General features: G+C 72.9%; 15 protein-coding genes. 8 read left to right on the top strand and 7 right to left on the bottom strand.

Annotation, left to right across the window (positions count from 1 at the left end):
- Nucleotides 1–85: 85 nt before the first annotated feature.
- Nucleotides 86–2452, top strand: coding sequence for a type II secretion system secretin GspD (gspD, locus tag DA075_RS05545; RefSeq protein ID WP_099952370.1), 2367 nt, complete (start codon nt 86–88; stop codon nt 2450–2452).
- A 357-nt stretch (nt 2453–2809) separates the two neighbouring features.
- Here gspD and DA075_RS05540 read toward each other — a convergent pair whose 3' ends face one another.
- Genes DA075_RS05540 through DA075_RS35755 form a run of 3 tightly spaced genes read right to left on the bottom strand, consistent with a single transcriptional unit; the run spans nt 2810 to nt 4944 of the window.
- Nucleotides 2810–3334 carry a hypothetical protein gene (locus DA075_RS05540; protein ID WP_123834155.1) on the bottom strand — a complete coding sequence of 175 codons (525 nt, stop codon included), beginning with the start codon at nt 3332–3334 and terminating at the stop codon, nt 2810–2812.
- Between the two features lie 12 nt (nt 3335–3346).
- Complete coding sequence (locus DA075_RS05535; RefSeq protein ID WP_123834153.1) at nt 3347–3874, bottom strand: GspMb/PilO family protein; 528 nt, start codon at nt 3872–3874, stop codon at nt 3347–3349.
- A complete protein-coding gene (locus DA075_RS35755) occupies nt 3871–4944 on the bottom strand; it encodes a hypothetical protein (protein WP_123834151.1) in 1074 nt (357 codons plus the stop codon). Before DA075_RS35755 ends, DA075_RS05535 begins: the two co-directional genes overlap by 4 nt.
- Nucleotides 4945–5112: 168 nt before the next feature.
- Here DA075_RS35755 and DA075_RS05530 point away from each other — a divergent pair, with 168 nt between their 5' ends.
- The 3 genes from DA075_RS05530 (at nt 5113) to DA075_RS05520 (ending at nt 8446) form a co-directional block, all read left to right on the top strand.
- Nucleotides 5113–6843: a GspE/PulE family protein gene (locus tag DA075_RS05530; RefSeq protein WP_099952367.1), complete on the top strand. Its 1731-nt coding sequence runs from the start codon at nt 5113–5115 to the stop codon at nt 6841–6843.
- A complete protein-coding gene (locus DA075_RS05525; protein ID WP_099952366.1) occupies nt 6844–8058 on the top strand; it encodes a type II secretion system F family protein in 1215 nt (404 codons plus the stop codon).
- Nucleotides 8059–8146: 88 nt separating this feature from the next.
- The gene (locus DA075_RS05520; protein WP_099956425.1) at nt 8147–8446 is read left to right on the top strand and encodes a hypothetical protein; all 300 of its coding nucleotides are present in this window, start codon (nt 8147–8149) and stop codon (nt 8444–8446) included.
- Between the two features lie 61 nt (nt 8447–8507).
- Here the strand turns inward: DA075_RS05520 and galU are convergent, their stop codons facing one another.
- Nucleotides 8508–9374 (bottom strand): UTP--glucose-1-phosphate uridylyltransferase GalU, encoded by an 867-nt coding sequence (galU, locus tag DA075_RS05515; protein ID WP_099952365.1) that lies wholly within the window; start codon nt 9372–9374, stop codon nt 8508–8510.
- A 180-nt stretch (nt 9375–9554) separates the two neighbouring features.
- Here galU and galE point away from each other — a divergent pair, with 180 nt between their 5' ends.
- The 3 genes from galE (at nt 9555) to DA075_RS05500 (ending at nt 12616) form a co-directional block, all read left to right on the top strand.
- Complete coding sequence (gene galE, locus DA075_RS05510; protein WP_099952364.1) at nt 9555–10547, top strand: UDP-glucose 4-epimerase GalE; 993 nt, start codon at nt 9555–9557, stop codon at nt 10545–10547.
- Between the two features lie 3 nt (nt 10548–10550).
- Nucleotides 10551–11735 carry a lytic murein transglycosylase gene (locus DA075_RS05505; RefSeq protein ID WP_174800061.1) on the top strand — a complete coding sequence of 395 codons (1185 nt, stop codon included), beginning with the start codon at nt 10551–10553 and terminating at the stop codon, nt 11733–11735.
- Between the two features lie 83 nt (nt 11736–11818).
- A complete protein-coding gene (locus DA075_RS05500) occupies nt 11819–12616 on the top strand; it encodes an aldolase (protein ID WP_099952363.1) in 798 nt (265 codons plus the stop codon).
- Between the two features lie 13 nt (nt 12617–12629).
- Here DA075_RS05500 and DA075_RS05495 read toward each other — a convergent pair whose 3' ends face one another.
- The 3 genes from DA075_RS05495 to DA075_RS05485 all read right to left on the bottom strand — a co-directional run bounded on the left by DA075_RS05495 (nt 12630) and on the right by DA075_RS05485 (nt 15486).
- A complete protein-coding gene (locus tag DA075_RS05495; protein WP_232386226.1) occupies nt 12630–12986 on the bottom strand; it encodes a DUF4267 domain-containing protein in 357 nt (118 codons plus the stop codon).
- A gap of 202 nt (nt 12987–13188) precedes the next feature.
- A complete protein-coding gene (locus DA075_RS05490) occupies nt 13189–14199 on the bottom strand; it encodes a zinc-binding alcohol dehydrogenase family protein (RefSeq protein WP_099952361.1) in 1011 nt (336 codons plus the stop codon).
- 123 nt (nt 14200–14322) lie between these two features.
- Nucleotides 14323–15486, bottom strand: coding sequence for a mannitol dehydrogenase family protein (locus tag DA075_RS05485; RefSeq protein ID WP_099952360.1), 1164 nt, complete (start codon nt 15484–15486; stop codon nt 14323–14325).
- Nucleotides 15487–16063: 577 nt separating this feature from the next.
- On the opposite strand from DA075_RS05485, the gene DA075_RS05480 reads away from it, so the two are divergent.
- Nucleotides 16064–17548, top strand: coding sequence for a TolC family protein (locus tag DA075_RS05480; protein ID WP_099952359.1), 1485 nt, complete (start codon nt 16064–16066; stop codon nt 17546–17548).
- Nucleotides 17549–17791 lie beyond the last annotated feature (243 nt).

Below are 17791 nucleotides of genomic sequence, written 5' to 3'. Positions count from 1 at the left end.
CGGCGCGGCCCTCTCAATTCCTCGTTAACCATAACTCCCCTAACGTCCGCCCCATCGACAGGTGGGCCATGGGGACGGCGGGGTGATGATCAGAGGTAGGCCTGTCCTAGCCCTGGCGCTCGCCTGCGGCTGGCCGTTGATCGCCCATGGCGCGGAGCCCGTCGGGCATGGCGGAGCGCGGGACACCGGCGCCCTGGTCCTGCGCGGCGACGACCGCCTGATCGGCGGCGAGGCCCCGGTCCGGGAGCCGATCGCGGGCGGGCCGGTGAGCCTCAACCTCGTCGAGGTGCCGCTGCCGGTGGCCGCCAAGGCGGTCTTCGCCGACACGCTCGGCTGGGGCTACAGCCTGGACGAGCGCGCCTCGGGCACCTTGACCCTGCAGACCGGCGGGCCTGTGAGCCGCGAGGCGCTGCTGCGGATGGTCGAGACCGCGCTGGCGAGCCGCGGGCTGTCCCTGCGCCGCTCCGGCCGCAGCGTCCAGATCGTGCCCGCGGGCGCCCCGTCCGAGGTCCGGCCGGTCCAGGGCGTGGGCGGCGAAGCGGGCGCGGTCGCAGTGCCGTTGCGCTGGATTTCGGCCGCCGAGATGCAGGCGATCCTCGGTTCCGTGGCGCCGCGCGAGGTGGTGCTGCGGGCCGACCGGGCGCGCAACCTGCTGATCCTCTCCGGCGATGCCAACCAGATCCGGGTTCTACGCCAGACCATCGCGGTGTTCGACGTCGACTGGATGCGCGGCATGTCGACCGCGATGGTGCCGGTGCGCAGCTCCAACCCGGTGGCGCTGGCCCGCGACCTGACGCAGATCTTCGGCGGCGAGACCGCCGGCACCGGCGACGTGATCCGCTTCATCCCCAACGAGGCGCTGAACGCGATCCTGGTGGTGAGTTCCCGCGTCGCCTATCTCGATCGCGCCCGGGCGCTGCTGGAGCAGCTCGAGACCCTCGCCGCCGACCGCGAGCGCCAGCTCTTCGTCTACCGGATCCAGAACCGCTCGGCGAAGGAGCTCGCCGCCGTGCTGCAGGGCGTGGTCATGGCGGAGATGGGCGGCGCCTACGGCGCGTCGGGGATGGGGGGCGCCTACGGGGGCGGCCTCGGAGGCAGCCTGGGGGGCGGCTATGGCGGCGGGTCCGGCGGCTATGCCGCCATGAGCGGTGGTCTCGGCGGTGGTCTCGGCGGCGGCCTGAGTGGCGGCTTGGGCGGTGGCGGCCTGGGTGCCGCGGCCGGCGGCGCGATGTCGGCCGGCGGCGCGTCGGGCGGCGCCTCCCCGTCGAGTTCCGGCTGGGCCTCGGGCGGAGCCGCCGGCGATCCCGCCGCCGGCGGGTCGGGCCTCGGCGGCGCGGCGGGCGGGCTCGGGGGGGGCGGGGGGCTCCTCGGCGGCGGGGGGGTCGGCGGCGGCTCCTCTGGCGGCGCAGGCTATGGCGGCGGCTTCGACACCACCTTCGCGGGCGGTGCCGCCGGGATGCGGCGGGACGCCATCGGCATCGTCGCGGACGACGCCAACAACAGCCTGGTGATCTCGGCCACCCGCAACCAGTACGACAAGATCCTGCGCATCCTCGGCCGCCTCGACGCCATGCCGACCCAGGTGCTGCTCGAGACGGTCATCGCCGAGGTGACGCTCAACGACAAGCTGGCCTTCGGCGTGCAGTGGTTCCTCAAGGAGAGGGGCAGCCGCTTCAACCTCGCCAGCACCGAGACCGACAAGGCGGCGACGACGAACGGCACCTCGGGCCTGATCGCCTCGGCGATCCGCGGGGTGCCGGGCTTCAACTACCTGCTCGCCGGGACCGACTTCAACGTGGTGCTGAACGCGCTTCAGGGCGTGACCCGCGTCAACGTCATCTCCTCGCCCAACATCACGGTGCTCGACAACCGCACCGCCAAGCTCCAGGTCGGCGACCAGGTTCCGATCATCAAGCAGACCGGCCAGAGCGCCCTCACCGCCGGCGCCCCGATCCTCAACCAGATCGAGATGAAGGATACCGGCGTGATCCTCTCGGTGACGCCGCGGGTGAACAAGAACGGCCTCGTCGTCCTCGACATCAACCAGGAGGTCAGCGACGTCGTCCCGACCACGACCTCGCAGATCGACTCGCCGACGATCCGCCAGCGCCGGGTCGCGACCAGCGTCGCGGTGAATGACGGGCACAGCCTCGCCATCGGCGGCATGGTGCAGGAGAAGGCGCAGATCACCAACGAGAACCTGCCGGTGCTGAGCGACCTGCCGGTGATCGGCGCGGCCTTCCGCAACCGGGTCGACGAGCGGGTCCGGACCGAGCTCCTGGTGTTCATCCGCCCCCGGGTGATCCGCGGGACCGTCGAGGCCGACCGCATCGCCGAGGATTTCCGCCATCAGTTCCGGGCGATGATGCCGGTGCGCCCGGTCCGGCCGCCCCCGCCCCTGCCGGCGGCGCATGAGGGCTCGCAGGGGATCCTGCGGCGGATGCTGGATTGAGGGGCGGTGTGCCGGGACGTGCGGAGTGGAGACAAGGTTTCCGGTCTCCGATGTTGTCCCTGCTTGCAAGCCTTACAGCAAGTCTTGAATAAATTTCCCGCGATCACCCCTTCCCCCTCTGCGGGGGAGGGTTCGAGCGCGCTGAAAGCAATCTATTCTGTGTCTTTGCGCATTATTTTGTAGTCAATACTCACGTCGAATGATTGGAATTCGTGATGGATCCCCATAAGGCCCAGGCAGTCCAATCCGGGTCCGTCGATATCTGGCGTCACCGTCCCAGCCTGACGATCCCAAGGGCCGGCGTCGCGCCCCATCCCGCCTCCCGGGGACGGCCGTGGCCCGACCTCGCAATCCTCTTCACCGTCGCAAGGCCGGACCCGCCTCCGTCACCGGCTTCGCGCCCACCGGCCGCAGGGTCGTCGGCGCGCCGAGGAAGGTCGCGACGTAGCGGCGCTCGCCCTGGGCCAGGGTGACCTGGTCGCGCCCGACCGCGACGACGTGCCAGTCGCCCCTGCCCTCGCCGCGGGCGAGCCAGGCCTGGTCGCCGCTGCCGTCGTCGATCAGCGCCCGGGCGACCGCGCCGTCGAGCAGGATGCCGCGCACGGTCAGGACCGGCCGCGGCGGGTCGCCGTTCAGGATGTCGCGCGGGCCCCGGGCGGTCCAGGGGCGCCGGCCGGGATCGAAGAGCGGCCGCTGCAACGCGGTCTCGTCCGCCGGCGGCATCGCGGCGGCGGCGGCGCGGTGCGGGACGGGCGCGGGGCCGCCATCGACCGGCCAGGCGAAGGCGGCGAGCATCATGCCGGCGGCAAGGCCGCAGGCGATGCGGGGTCCGCGCCCGGTCGCCGCCAGGGTCGCGCGACAGTGAGGTCCGATCCGTCTCACGGCCTGGCCTCCCTACGGCGTGGTCTTGCTGGCCGGCGCGGGCAGCAGCACGCCGCGCACCGCGAGGGTCAGGCGCATCACGGTGGCCCGCCCGATCTCGGGATCGGCCGGGCGCTCGACGGCAAGCTCGGCCTCCTCCGGCACGATCAGGGGGCTCCCCGTCTCGAGCGCCTGGAGCAGACCGTGCAGGCCCTCCGCGCTGCCGCGCAGGGAGGCCGAGAGGCGCGGCAGGGTCGGGCGCGCCGGATCGGGCTGAATCCCGGCGCCGTCGACCATCGCGGTCCGCTCCGCCGCGAGCGCGTCGAGGCGGGCCCGGAAGGCGGCGGCGAGGCCGGCCTCGTCCGGTGCGGACAAAGGCGGCGCCGAGCGCGGGGCCGCGGCGGCGGCCTGCGCCCGGGCCAGGCGGTCGCGGGCGAGCGCGATGTCGTCCTGGGCGCCGAGCGCGTCGAGCACCGGCCCGGTCCCGAGGGCGGCGGCGAGAGCCAGCCCGGCGAGGCCGAGGAGCAGCGGACGCCCGGCGAGGGGAAGATCCGGCCTCACGGCCGGGCTCCCGCGACGTGGCGCGGCAGCGCGACGACGATCCGCTGGCCGCCCTCCGCCGGGGAGGCCTGGCGCAGCTCGGGGGGGCCGAAGCCCGGCAGCCGCGCCAAAGCCGCGAGGATTGCGGGCGCGTCGGGTGCCAGCAGCGTCAGTTCGAGCCCCGCGGCCGTGAGGCGCAGGGTCTCCGCCGAGACCGTGCCCGGCAGCGCGGCGGCGACCGCATCCCAGATCCGCACCACGGGAATCCCGCGCTCAGCCAGGATCGCGGCCGCCCCCGCCTGGACCGCCGGCGGAAGGCCGGAGGCCGCCGCCTGCCGGGCGGTCGCGAAGGCGTCGTCGAGGGCGGCCAGCGTCGCCGCCTGATGCTGGCGCAGGCCCAGGAAGGCGCCGACGAGGAAGAGGCCGGTCGCCGCCACCAGCACGAGGGTGCCGGTGCTGCGCAACAAAGCCGGCAGGGCGTGATGGCCGCTCGACAGGAGGTCGACCGGCATCGTCCGGTCCTCCGCCGGGCCGACCGCGACGACGCTCGCCTTCAGCCCCGCCCCCGCCAACGCCGCCAGCAGCGGGCTGAGCCGGGCGCGCTTGAGCACGACGTGGCGCACCCGCAGGGTGCGGGTCTCCGGATCCTCGCCCTCGACGTACCAGTCGCTGAACACCTGGTCGGCGCGGAACGGGGTCGCGGCCTCCAGTTCCTGCGCCAGCACCGCCCGCATCCGCGGCAGGGCCGCGCCCGGCAGGTCCAGGGTGCGGATGAAGCAGGCGGCCGGATCGACGACGATCTTCGCCCGTTCCTCCGGCCGGCCGCCCCGGATCGCGGCGATCTGGCCGGCGAGGTCGTCCGCCTGGAGGTCGAGGCGGTAGGTCCGGTCCGGCCCGTCGCGCCGGTCGACCACCGTCAGGCCGGTCTCGCCCGGCGCGCCGAGCCGCAGGGTCAGCAGAGCCGGCTCGCGGTCGGCGCGGATCTCCGTCAGGCCGAGGAGGTGCGAGGCGGCGTCGATGCCGGACCGGAGCGAGGCTTCGACCGACGACAGCAGGCCCTGGGCCGGGGACGGGAGGGATGGCGCGCGCAAGACCGGTCGGCTCCGGCGCCCGCGGTGCGGCGGGCGTCGTGGAGGTGTCTAACGCAGCGATATTTCCGTCCGCTTAAGGACGCCGCGCGAGAATGGCCGGCGTCGCGCCGCACCGGTCGGCGTCTTCTGTCGGGTCCTCTCTTTTCTGGCTTTCTCTGGGGCAGGACGATGCTGAGCATCTGGGCGGGCAAGACCCGGCCGCGGCCGGCGCGGGCCGACCGGCGCGATGCGCCGCGCAGCCGCACCGACGACCTGCGCGCCTTCGTCGACCGGCTCGCCGAGAGCGACGTGCTCGACGCCGCCGGCCACGAGCGGGCGCTCGCCGCCCTCGACGGGCCCGGTCGGCGTCCCCTGCCCCTGCTGCTGACGGAGCTCGGCCTCGTCCACGAGGCGACGCTGGTCACCGCCCTGTCGGAGGCGACCGGCCTGCCGATCCTGCGCCAGGAGGACCTGCCCGGCGAGCCGGTCATGCCCGATCTCCTCTCGCCCGATTACTGCGCCCGCGCCCGCGTCCTGCCGCTGGCGGCCGAGGCCGAGCGCCTCGTCGTGGCCGTGGTCGACCCGTTCGACGGCGAGACCGGCCAGGCGCTGGAGCACCTCTGCGACCGGCGGGTGGCCTTTCGCCTCGTCGGCCCGGGCAGCTTCGAGCGGGCCCACCGCGCCGTCTACGGCGACGTCGCCGAGGAGGGCGAGGCGGGGAGCGACGACGACCTCGCGCGGCTCGCCGACGTGGCGAGCCAGGCGCCGATCGTGCGCCTCGCCGCCCGCCTGGTGCGCAAGGCCTTCGAGCTCTCGGCCTCCGACATCCACCTGGAGGCCGAGGAGGCCGACATGCGGGTGCGCTACCGGGTCGACGGCGTGCTGGTCGAATCCGAGCGGCTGGCGAAATCGGTGCAGCTGGCGCTCACCACCCGCATCAAGATCCAGGCCGGGCTCAACATCGCCGAGCGGCGCCTGCCCCAGGACGGGCGCATGCAGGCCCCCGATCGCGGCCAGGACGTCGATATCCGTGTCTCGACCCTACCGACCGCCCACGGCGAAAGCATCGTCCTGCGCGTCCTCGACGGCTCGCGCCGGGTCGAGGATTTTTCGGCGCTGGGCTTCGACGCGGCGGCAATCGGTGAGATCGCCGCGATGACGAGCCGGCCGAACGGCCTCGTCCTCGTCACCGGCCCGACCGGCTCAGGAAAAACCACGACGCTCTACGCGGCGCTCCGCCGGATCAACGGCCCGCATCTCAAGGTCGTCACCGTCGAGGACCCGGTCGAGTACCGGATGGCCGGGGTGAACCAGGTCCAGGCCCATCCCGGGATCGGTCTCGACTTCGCGGCGGCCTTGCGCTCGATCCTGCGCCAGGACCCGGACGTGGTGATGGTCGGCGAGATCCGCGACGGCGAGACCGCCCGCATCGCCGTGCAGGCGGCGCTGACCGGCCACCTCGTCATCTCGACGCTCCACACCAACTCCGCCCCCGCCACCGTGACCCGGCTGATGGATATGGGCATCGAGCCCTACCTCATCGCCGCGGTCCTCAACGGCGTGGTGGCCCAGCGCCTGGTGCGGCGCCTCTGCGGTCTTTGCGCCGAGGCAGCCCCGGCGACGCCGCAGGAGCGCCTGCGCCTCGGCATTCCCCCTGAGGTCCCCCTGAGCCTCAAGCGCGCCCGCGGCTGCCCGTCCTGCAACGGCACCGGCTATCGCGGCCGCATGGTCGCCTCCGAGATCATGACCCTCGACGGCGAGTTGCGCGGGCTGATCGCGAATCGCGCCGACGAGCAGACCCTGACCGCCCGCGCCCGGGCCGCCGGCATGACGACCCTCGCCGACAGCGCCCGGGCGCGGGTGCTCGACGGCGGGACGACCCTCGACGAGGTCGGGCGGGTGCTGGAAGGAACCTTGTAAATGCCGCGCTTCGCCTACAAGGCCTATGCGGCGGACGGGCGGTCCCGCACCGGCAGGATCGAGGCCGAGACCCGCCAGCGCGCCGTGGCGCAGCTCCGGGCCGACGGGCTCCAGGTCTACGAGATCGAGCAGGCGGAGTCCGGACCGGCGCCGTTCTGGCGCCGCGACCTGTTCGGGCGCGACCGGGTCAACGACGCCGCCCGCATCGCCTTCCTGCGCGAGTTCGGCACGCTGGTCGGCGCCGGCCTCACCGTCGACCGCGCCTTGCGCCTCGTCGAGCGCCAGGCCGGGCCGGCCCTCAAGCCCGTCCTCGCCGACCTGCTCGAACGGGTGATGGCCGGCGCCTCGCTGTCGCGGGCGATGGCGGCCCATCCGCAGGCCTTCCCGCGCGACATGGTCGACATCGTGCGCGCCGGCGAGGCCACCGGGACCCTCGTCGACGTCGTCGGCTCGCTCACTGCGTCGATCGAGCGCCGCGACGCGGTCAAGCGTCACCTGACCTCGGCGATGATCTACCCGGCGCTCCTGGTCGCGATGGCGGTCGGCACCGTGGCGATGATCGTCGGCGTGCTGGTGCCGGCGCTCGCCCCGCTCTTCGAGGGCAGCGGCCAGGCGCCGCCCTTCGCGATCCGCGCCGCCGCCTGGCTCGGCGAGACGCTCTCGGCCACCTGGCCGTTCCTCCTCGGCGGCGCCGCGCTCGTCGTCGTCGGGCTCGTCCGGGCCTGGGGGATGCCGGCCTTCGCGGCGGCCCGGGCGCGGCTGGCGCTTCGCCTGCCGCTGGTGCGCGAGATCGTGGTCGGCATCGAGTGCGGCCGGTTCTGCCGGGTGCTCGGCACCCTGCTCACCGCCGAGGTGCCGATCCCCGACGCGGTGGCGGCGACCCGCCCGCTCGCCGGCAACCGGGTCTTCCGCCGCGCCCTCGACGAGGCCGGGCGGCGGCTGGCGGAAGGCGGCAGCCTCGCCTCGGGGCTGTCGTCGCTCAAGCCCTACGCCGCCTCGACCCTGAACCTGATCGCCAGCGGCGAGCAGGTGAACCGCCTCGGCAGCGTCCTGATCCACGCCGCCGAGATGCACGAGACCGAGACCCGCCAGCGCATCGACCGCCTGCTCGCCCTGCTCACCCCCCTGGTGACCGTGGCGATCGGCGGCCTGATCGGCGGGCTCATCATCTCGGTGATGGGGGCGATCCTGAGCGTGGGGCAATTGACGCAGTAGGGTGACGGATCCCGGCCATCGGCCGCGCGTTGGCCGCGCTCCTGACCAGGGGAGCGCCGTGCCCGCCGATCGCCGACCATCCTCGCTTCTGTCCGCCGCGATCCTGCTCGCCGCCCTCGCGGCGGTGCCGGCCGCGGCGCTCGCGCAAGGCCGCCCCTCGACCCTCGACATGACCTGCGGCCAGGCGCGCAGCTTCCTCGCGGCGCGAGGCGCCGCGGTGCTCGGCACCGGCGGCACCACCTACGACCGCTTCGTGCGCGACCGCAGCTTCTGCGAGCCGACGCAAGTCACCAAGAACGCCTTCGTGCCGACCCGCGACACGCCGGAATGCCTCGTCGGCTATCGCTGCATCGAGCCCGGGCGCGATTGGTTCGGCGACGACGAGTAGGACGGCCGCGTGCCCGGGACCCGCTTTCCGGTGGGCGCCCGGGCTTCGACCGGCCGGGCTTTCAGCCCTTCGCCAGCAGCGCCTCGATCTCCTGCTTCAGCGCGTCGCGCAGCTCCGGCCGCTCGAGGCCGTAGGCGAGGTTCGCGACCAGGAAGCCGAGCTTCGAGCCGGTATCGTAGGTCTTGCCGCGATAGTGCATGCCGTAGAACTTCTGCGTCTCCGACAGGCGCTTCATGCCGTCGGTGAGCTGGATCTCGCCGCCCGCCCCGCGCTCGCCGCGCTCGAGGATGGAAAAGATCTCCGGCTGGAGGATGTAGCGGCCCGAGATGATGTAGTTCGACGGCGCGGTGCCCTTCGGCGGCTTCTCCACCATGCCGGTGATCTCGAAGGTGTCGCCGAATTCCTGGCCGACGCTGACGATGCCGTACTGGTGGGTCTGGTCGGGGGCGACCTCCTCGACCGCGATGATGTTGCCGCCGTGCTGCTCGTAGGCCTTGAGCATCTGCACCATGCTGCCGCGGCTGAGCATGTCGGGGAGGATCACCGCGAAGGGCTCGTCGCCGACGATCTCGCGGGCGCACCACACCGCGTGGCCGAGGCCGAGGGGCTCCTGCTGGCGGGTGAAGCTGGTCTGGCCGGCGGCCGGCAGGTCCTTCTTCAGCGCCTCGTAGGCCTCGTGCTTGCCGCGCTCCTGCAGGGTGCGGTCGAGCTCGTACGACATGTCGAAATGATCCTCGATCACCGCCTTGCCGCGGCCGGTGACGAAGATGAAATGCTCGATCCCGGCTTCCCGGGCCTCGTCGACCACGTGCTGGACCACCGGACGGTCGACGACCGTCAGCATCTCCTTGGGCACCGCCTTGGTCGCCGGCAGGAAACGGGTGCCGAGGCCCGCGACCGGGAGGACGGCTTTGCGAATGCGTTTCATCGTGCGTGATCCAGTGAACACCAAGGAATTGCCGGACCGCCCGGCGGGCGCGGGCGCATCCGGGCTTCTCACGCCCGGCGGACACCCTCCCTCCCGGCAGCCTTGCCATCGGACAGCTTAATTGACGCTGAAGCATTGCGGGTTATGGATCAACCCGTCTCACCCGGGGGAGCGAGCGGAATGGCGGTACTTGTCACGGGCGGCGCGGGCTATATCGGCAGCCACATGGTGCTCGCCCTGATCGACGCCGGACATGAGGAAGTCGTCGTTCTCGACGATCTCTCGACCGGCTTCGACTGGGCGCTGCCGCCGGAAGTCACGCTGGTGCGCGGAGACGTCGCCGACCAGACCCTGGTGGCCGAGACCATCCGCCGTCACAGGATCGACGCGCTGGCGCATTTCGCCGCCAAGATCGTGGTGCCGGATTCGGTGTCGGATCCCCTCGGCTACTACCTCGCCAATACGGTCAAGTCGCGGGCGCTGATCGAGGCGGCGATCGGTGCCGGCGTGCGCCACGTGATCTTCTCCTCGACCGCGGCGGTCTACGGCGAGCCGGCCGTGGTGCCGGTGCCCGAGGACCTCACCCCGAACCCGATCAACCCCTACGGCCGCTCGAAGCTGATGACCGAGTGGATGCTGGAGGACGCCGCCCGCGCCCACGGCATCAGCTACGTGGTGCTGCGCTACTTCAACGTGGCCGGCGCCGACCCGCGCGGGCGCTCGGGCCAGTCGACCCCCAACGCCACGCATCTCATCAAGGTCGCGACCCAGGCCGCCCTCGGCAAGCGCGGCCAGCTGGAGGTGTTCGGCACCGACTACCCGACGCCGGACGGCTCGTGCCTGCGCGACTACATCCAGGTCTCCGACCTGGCCCAGGCGCATCTCGTGGCGCTCAACCACCTGCGGGGCGGGGGGACAAGCCTGACGCTCAATTGCGGCTACGGCCGCGGCTACTCGGTGCTGGAGGTGATCGACGTGGTGAAGTCGGTCTCCGGCGTCGATTTTCCGGTCAAGCTCTCGCCGCGTCGCCCCGGCGACCCGTCGCGGATCGTCGCCGGGGCGGACCGCATCCGGGCCGAGCTCGGCTGGGTGCCGCAGCACGACGACCTGCGGGAGATCGTCACCCAGGCGCTCGCCTGGGAGGAGGCGCTCGGCCGGCGCAACCGGGTCTGATCCATGCCCCAGATCCGGTTCGCGGTTCGCGCCGTTCTGGCCCTCGGCGCCGTCGTGGTCCTCGCCGCCCCCGTCGGCGCGGGCGATTTCCGGGCCTTCCTCGAGGAATTGTGGCCGGCGGCCCAATCGCGAAACATCTCGCGTGCGACCTTCGATGCCGCGTTCCGGGGCGTCACCCCGGACCCGGCGGTGCTGGCGCGCCTGCGGCGCCAGGGCGAGTTCGGCCGCCCGGTCTGGGAGTACCTGACCGGCGCGGTCTCGGCCGGCCGTATCGCCCGCGGGCGGGCGGAGGCCGCGCGCCGCGCCGAGACCCTGGCGGCGATCGAGGCGGCCTACGGCGTGCCCGGCCCGGTGGTGCTGGCCTTCTGGGGCATCGAATCGGATTTCGGCGCCAGCGCCGGCACGGTGCCGGTGATCCGGGCGCTCGCCACGCTCGCCGAGGCGCGCCACCGCGGCGAGCTGTTTCGCGACGAGCTGCTGGCGGCGCTCGAGATCCTCGAACACCATGACGTCGCGCCCGAGCGGATGCGCGGCTCCTGGGCCGGCGCCATGGGGCAGACGCAGTTCCTGCCCTCGGCCTATCTGCGCAGTGCGGTCGACTTCGACGGCGACGGACGGCGCGACATCTGGGATTCGGCACCGGACGCGCTGGCCTCGATCGCGAGCTTCCTGGCCCAGGCCGGCTGGCGCCGCGACCTGCCCTGGGGCGTGGCCGTGACGCTGCCGGCGGATTTCGACCTGGCGCGCTACCGTGCCCCGTTCGCCGACTTCGCCCGGCGCGGGGTGCGGGCCCTCGACGGTGGCGGCCTGCCGGAGGCCGGCGAGGCCAGCCTGTTCCTGCCCGGCGGCGCCGGCGGGCCGGCCTTCCTGATCACCGCCAACTTCGAGGCGATCCGTGCCTACAACACCTCGGACGCCTACGCGCTCGCCGTCGGCCACCTCTCCGACCGGATCGCCGGCGGGCCGGCTTTGTCCGCCCCCTGGCCGACCGGCCCGCGCCTCGACCAGGCCGGGTTGACCGCGCTCCAGCGCGGGCTCTCCGCGAAGGCGTTCTACGACGGCCCGTTCGACGGCCGCGCGGGACCACGCTTGCGGGAGGCGGTGCGGCGCTACCAGATCGCGGCGGGCCTGCCGGCGGACGGCTACGCCACCCCTGCCCTGCTGGAGCACCTGCGCGCCGCGCGCTGACCCCCGTGGACCCGAGCGGGCGTGGACAAGCGGGACCGGCTTCCGCCAGGATCCGGCCTGATCGTGAAGGAGACACCGACACCATGGCTCACGCATTGGGCGCGCCGGCCGGCGAGCGGAGTCCCGACGGCCTCAACCAGCCCGACCTCGCCGGGCCCGAGGTGCGCCGAGCCAAGGAGGATCTGGCGGCCTGCTTCCGCATGGCGGCGCGCCACGGCCTGGAAGAGGGCATCTGCAACCACTTCTCCGCGATGGTGCCGGGCTACGACGACCTCTTCATCGTCAATCCCTACGGGTACGCCTTCGCGGAGCTCACCGCCTCGAAGCTCCTGGTCTGCGACTTCGACGGCAACGTCGTGTCGGGCGAGGGCCAGCCGGAGGCCACCGCCTTCTACATCCATGCCCGCCTGCACAAGCGCATCCCGCGGGCGCGCGTGGCGTTCCACACCCACATGCCCTACGCCACCGCCCTGTCGATGACCGAGGGCGACCCCCTGATCTTCGCCGGGCAGACCGCGCTCAAGTTCTACGGCCGCACCGCCTTCGACCGGAACTACAACGGCCTCGCCCTCGACGAGCGCGAAGGCGACCGTATCGCCGACAGCGTCGGCGAGGCCGACATCGTGTTCATGAAGAACCACGGCGTGATGGTGCTGGCCCCGACCATCGCGGAGGCCTGGGACGACCTCTACTACCTGGAGCGCGCGGCGGAGGTGCAGGTGCTTGCCCTCTCGACCGGCCGCCCGGTCCTGCCGGTCGACCCCGCCATTGCCGAGGCCGCCTCCCGGCAGATGCGCGAGGGCGATCCCGAATCGGCCCGCCTCCACCTCGCGGCCATCCGCCGGCGTCTGGACCGGGAGGAGCCGGACTACGCCGAGTGACGACGCCGAGCGGTTACGCCGAGCGACCGCGCCCGGCGAGCCACAGGGCGGAGAGCGCCAGCACGCCGGCGCTCTCCGCGTGCACAGCCACCTGCCACCACGCCGCCGTGCCGGCCGACAGGATGAGGGCGAGGTCGCAGGCCGGGATGACGAGGCTGGCCGCCAGCACGACCGGAACGGCGTGCCGGGTCGAGAACAGGCTCAAGCCCGCGAGATCAAGCGCGAGGGCGGCGTCGCGCGCGCCGATCGCCCGTGGATAAGTACGGCCGACCCCTCCGGGCTCCGGCACGCCGTAGACCAGCGCGCCGAGGGCGGGCGCCGCCAGGAACAGGACGCCGAGGGCGAGGAAGACCGGCCCCAGGGCCAGCACGGCCCAGAGGCGCAGGTCCGAGGGGGGTGAGGCGATCGTCTCCGGGGGGCGGGCTGCGCCGGTCCATCCTGCCCGGATGCCGGAACGGATTCCCCGACGCCTTCACCTGGGTTGAGGACGCGCGGATCGTCCCGGGCCCTGGCCGATCGGCCCGACAGGAACGACCCGGCGGATGTGTCTTCCGTGGTGATCCGATGATCGGTCAGAGTTCCAGGATCGCCTTGATCACCCCCGCCTCCGGCCGCAGCCACTCGCGGAACAGCGCGGGCCCGTCCGCCAGCGCCCCGCGATGGGTGCGCAACGCCTGCGTCGGCACGCGGCCCGCCTGCATCTGGCGCACCACCTCGGCGAAGTCGTCGGCTTGCGCGTTGCGGCTGGCGAACAGGGTGGTCTCGCGCTTGTGGAACTCGGGATCCGAGAACACGATGTCGTCGCGCACCACGCTCACCAGCACGTAGCGCCCGCCATGGCCGACGAAGCCGAAGCCGCGCTGCATCGCGGCGCGGTTGCCGGTGCAGTCGATCACGCAATCGTAGAAGTCGCCCGCGGTGGCCGCCCCGGCCTTCGCCTCGGCCTCGTCGTCGGCCGTGAGCAGCGCGTCGGCGCCGAGCGAGTCTTGCGTGAAGGCCAGCCGGTCCTCGCGCAGGTCCATGACGGTGACGTGGGCACCGCGGGCCTTGGCGAAGATCACCGCCGACATCCCGATCGGCCCCGATCCGACCACCAGCACGCGATCATCCTTTGTGATGCCGCCGCGCTTCACCCCATGGGCGCCGATCGCCAGGAACTCGATCATCGCGGCGTCGTCCAGGGCTGTGTCGCCCACCGGCACGACGTTCCGGGCCGGCACGCTGATCAGCTCGGCCATGCCGCCGTCACGATGGACGCCGAGCACGCTGATGGCCTGGCAGGCATTGGTCACGCCCTTGCGGCAGGCGACACAGCGTCCGCAGGACAGGTAGGGCACGATGTAGCAGGTCTGGCCCGCCTCGAGCCCGCTGCCGGCCGGCGCCCGCTCGACCGTGCCGGCGAGTTCGTGGCCCATCACCCGCGGATAGTCCAGGAACGGGTGCTTGCCCTGGTAGATGTGGAAATCCGTGCCGCAGATGCCGACCCGGCGGATGCGCACCAGCGCCTCGCCCTCGGCCGGGACCGGCTCCGGCCGCTCGGTCACACGCAAGCAGCCCGGCTCGTCGCAGAGGAGCACCTTCATGGGAATGGCGTCTTTCTCGGTTTCGGAATAAGGGACCGCCTCGTCGCGATCACGACATCGTCTCGGCCGGCGGATCGCCGCCGTGGCGCTGCCCAAGCAGCAGGGCGGCAACGAGGCGGTCGGTCATGCGGCGCCCGGCCGCGGATATGCGGCGGCCAGTGCCCGCAACGCCGGCGCGGGCAGGCTGGCGCCCGCCTCCTCGACCCAGTCCAGGAAGGCGTGGACCCGGCGCTCGACCTTCTGGACGTGGTTCTGGGCGATGTCGGCGATGCGGTGGTTCAGGAACGGGTTGCGGAACCGGTCGAGGGTGGCGGCGACGTAGTCCGTCGCCTCCGCCTCCATTCCCCGGGCGGCGAAGCCCGGCACCACCTCGTCGCGGTAGAGCGCGTCGAGCCGCGCCCGGATCGCCGGATCGGCCAGGATCTCCCGCACGGTCTCAGGCCCGGGCCGGGCCTCGCGCCGCCAGATCTCGGCGAGGAAGGTGTGGCCGAGATTGAGGATGTGGAGCTTGAGCCGCTCGAACGGCTCCAGGTCGTCGGCGAGCACGATGCAGGGATGCTCGCACGGCAGCACGAGTCCGGGGCGGCGCTCGATCGCCCACAGGGCGTAGGGCTCGGCCACGGCGCCGACGGGCTCGATCGGCTCGGAGACGATGCGGTCGACGAGGGTGTCGGCGACGGTCACGCCCTCGCGCAGCCAGGTCCGGAACTGCTCCGGCAGGCCGGCTTGCGCGGCGAGGTCGAGGACCAGGCCTTGCAGCACCCGGCCGTTGCGGTTGATCAGCTCGCAGGGCAGCACCGTCAGCGGGCGCCCGCCCGCCTGCCAGCGGCGGTACAGAAGCTGCGCCAGTTTGCCGGGAAACGAGGCCGGGGGATGCGCCTCGACCCATCCCGCCCCGCGATCGGAGGCGGGGATGGCGTATCCGGTATCGCCGGTATTCGAGAGGACGATCTCGGCCTCCTCGACGAACAGGGCCGTCACGGCCTCCCAGTCGGTCGTGGCCGAGAGGCCGCGGTCGATGCTGGTGACGGCGACCTGCCGCTCGACCGGGGCGCCGTCCGCGATGCCGCGGATGACGACCGGGTAGCCGCCCGGCGCCCCGAAGGCGGCGACGCGCCCGGCCCGGGAGTCCGCCCCCGAGGTCTGCACCACCGCGACCGGACCGACCGCCTGGCCGGCCTGCCGCGCGTCGTGGATGAACAGGTCGGCATGGGCCTGCAGGAAGCGGCTGGTGCCGAACTGGACGACCCGCCGGGGCCGGATGGCGGAATTCTCGCTGGCGCTCATGCGGAACGCGCCGCGCAGGCGGAGCTGCTGCCGATCGGGGCCATGATCAAGGCCAAGGGCGTGTCCTCACCGGGTCGATCTTATGGTGTGTCCTGCATAGAGGACCGGGCGGTCCCGGGTTGTCAAACCCGTTGGCCGGTGGGACGAGCCGGACGGGACGGAGCGCCGCCGCGTCGCCCGCGGGGTCGCCGCGACGTCGTCGCGGCCCTGCTGCGCTCGATCGCGAAGCGCCCGCTGAGTGCTCCGGCAGCGCGGGTGAGCCGGCCGGCTGCCGCCTCCCCCGAAGCGTGTCCTGCGCTCCAAGTATCGATCAGCCCTGAATCCGTGTATTCTCCTCGTCACCGGTCGAGCGATGGTTCGCCTGCGCGGCATGATATCGTTATCTTGGCGTTACGCGAGTATCGCGCCCGTGGAGCCGTCAATGTCCTGCTGTGCAGCGGGTTCGCTCGCCGGTGCCGTCCGTAGGTAAGGCTTCCTTCACCCTGTTCTGCGAAGAAGAGGGCGCCCGTTCGCGGCATCCTCGCCGGGTCGAACCCTGGGGAGGTGGACCGGCGGTCCCCCATCCTTCGGAGATCAGATGTCGGTGCGGCGCGCGAGGATGGACAGGCTGGGCTGCGTCCTGGCGATCCTGGCGGGCTCCGCAGGCGCGGTCCGGGCGCAGAGCCTCGAAGAGGCTTCCGCCGCAGCCCTTGAATCGAGCTTCGTGCTGCGGGCCGAGCGCGCTCGGCAGGACGGTGCCGAGGAGCGCCTGCGCGGCGCCATCGACGCCTTCATGCCCACGGTCGCCTTCACGGCCGACCGGCCGCTCAGGAGCCGAATCACCTACGCGCCGGAGGCGAGCCCGCCGGTGGTCGGGCTCGACGCCACGCCGCGGCGGGCGCCGAGCGTGGTCGGGATCACCGCGAACCTGCCGCTCTTCGACGGGTTCGGGCGCTGGAACGGCTACCAGACCGCCCGCACGCTCGCCGAATCGGGCCGGCTGCTCCTGATCGGCCGGCGCCAGCAGGTGCTGCTCGACACTGCGCTCGCCTATATCGCCGTGCTGCGCGACACCCGGATCCTCGCGGCGCGCGAGGCGCAGCTCGTCGCGATCCAGCGCATCGCCGCCTTCACCGACAAGCAGTTCGAGCTCAACGACGCGACCCGCACCGACGTGGCGCTCGCCCGCTCGCGGGTGCAGGAGGCCGAGGCCCTGCGCCTGCGGGCCCAGGCCGACCTCACGGCGTCCCGGCTCGACTTCACCCGGCTGACCCGGATGGCGCCGGAGCGGATGCAGCCGCCGCGCCTGCCCGACGGGCTGCCGCGCAGCGCCGACGCCTATGCGGAGCTGGTCCGCAAGGCCAATCCCGACATCGCGGCGTTCCAGCTCGAGGCGGAGGCCGCCGGCTACCAGGCCAAGGCGGCGGTCGCGGACCTGCTGCCCAAGGTCAATCTGCAAGTCTCGAAGATCGCGCAGCTCGGCTACAGCCCGGCCCTCGACCGGATCACCGACACCACGACAAGGGTGGTCGCGACCGTGCCGATCTACGAGCCCGGCAGCCTGCCGCGGATCGGCGAGGCCTCGGCCCTGGCGCGCCAGCGCGGCTACGAGGCGCAGGACAAGGAGCTGGCGACCCTCACCGCCGCCCGCATCGCCTTCGCGCGGCGCCAGGCCACCGCCGAGCAATACGCCCAGCTGACGGCGCGGATCCGCGAGTTGCGCGAGACGATGCGGGGTTTCGCGATCGAGCGCGCGGCGGGCTTCCGCACCGTCCTCGACGAACTGAACATCCGCGGCGAACTCGCCAATGCCGAGGTGGCGGCGGAGACCGTGCTCAACGAGCGCGACGGGCAGTCGCTCCAGCTCGCCGCGGCGGCGGCGCTCCTTGATGCCGCGCCCGGCGCTTCTCCGGCGCGGCGGTTCGAGTCGGTCGCCCCGCCCCCGCCGCCGGCCCTGCGCCGCTCGCTCGCGGCGGTCCCTGCCGAGGCGGTGCCGGTCCTGCGCGGGAGCGCGGCGGCGGGTGCGAGGGCGCGTCCGGTGCCGGTTCTGCGGGTGTCGCGGGCGGAGGGGGACTCTCGGTAAGGCGGGCGCCCGCTATCGCGTGGCAGGAGTTTTGGGAGCTCTAGCTTCGGGGGCTCTGAGCCTTGTGCCATCGCGCCTTCGCATCGACGTGTCGATGCGAAGGCGTCCGGCGCATCAGCGCCGGCGCGCGTTCGGGCTTAGCCAGCGCCTTCAAACGAGTCCGTTCGAAGGCGCTGCGGTATGACATCCATTTCAGTCCCATCCACGACCTCATCCTGACGTGCCGGAGCAGAGCGGAGGCCT

The sequence above is a fragment of the Methylobacterium currus genome, assembly GCF_003058325.1.
GTDB lineage: Bacteria > Pseudomonadota > Alphaproteobacteria > Rhizobiales > Beijerinckiaceae > Methylobacterium > Methylobacterium currus.
This window is presented reverse-complemented; position numbering and strand designations above follow the sequence as displayed.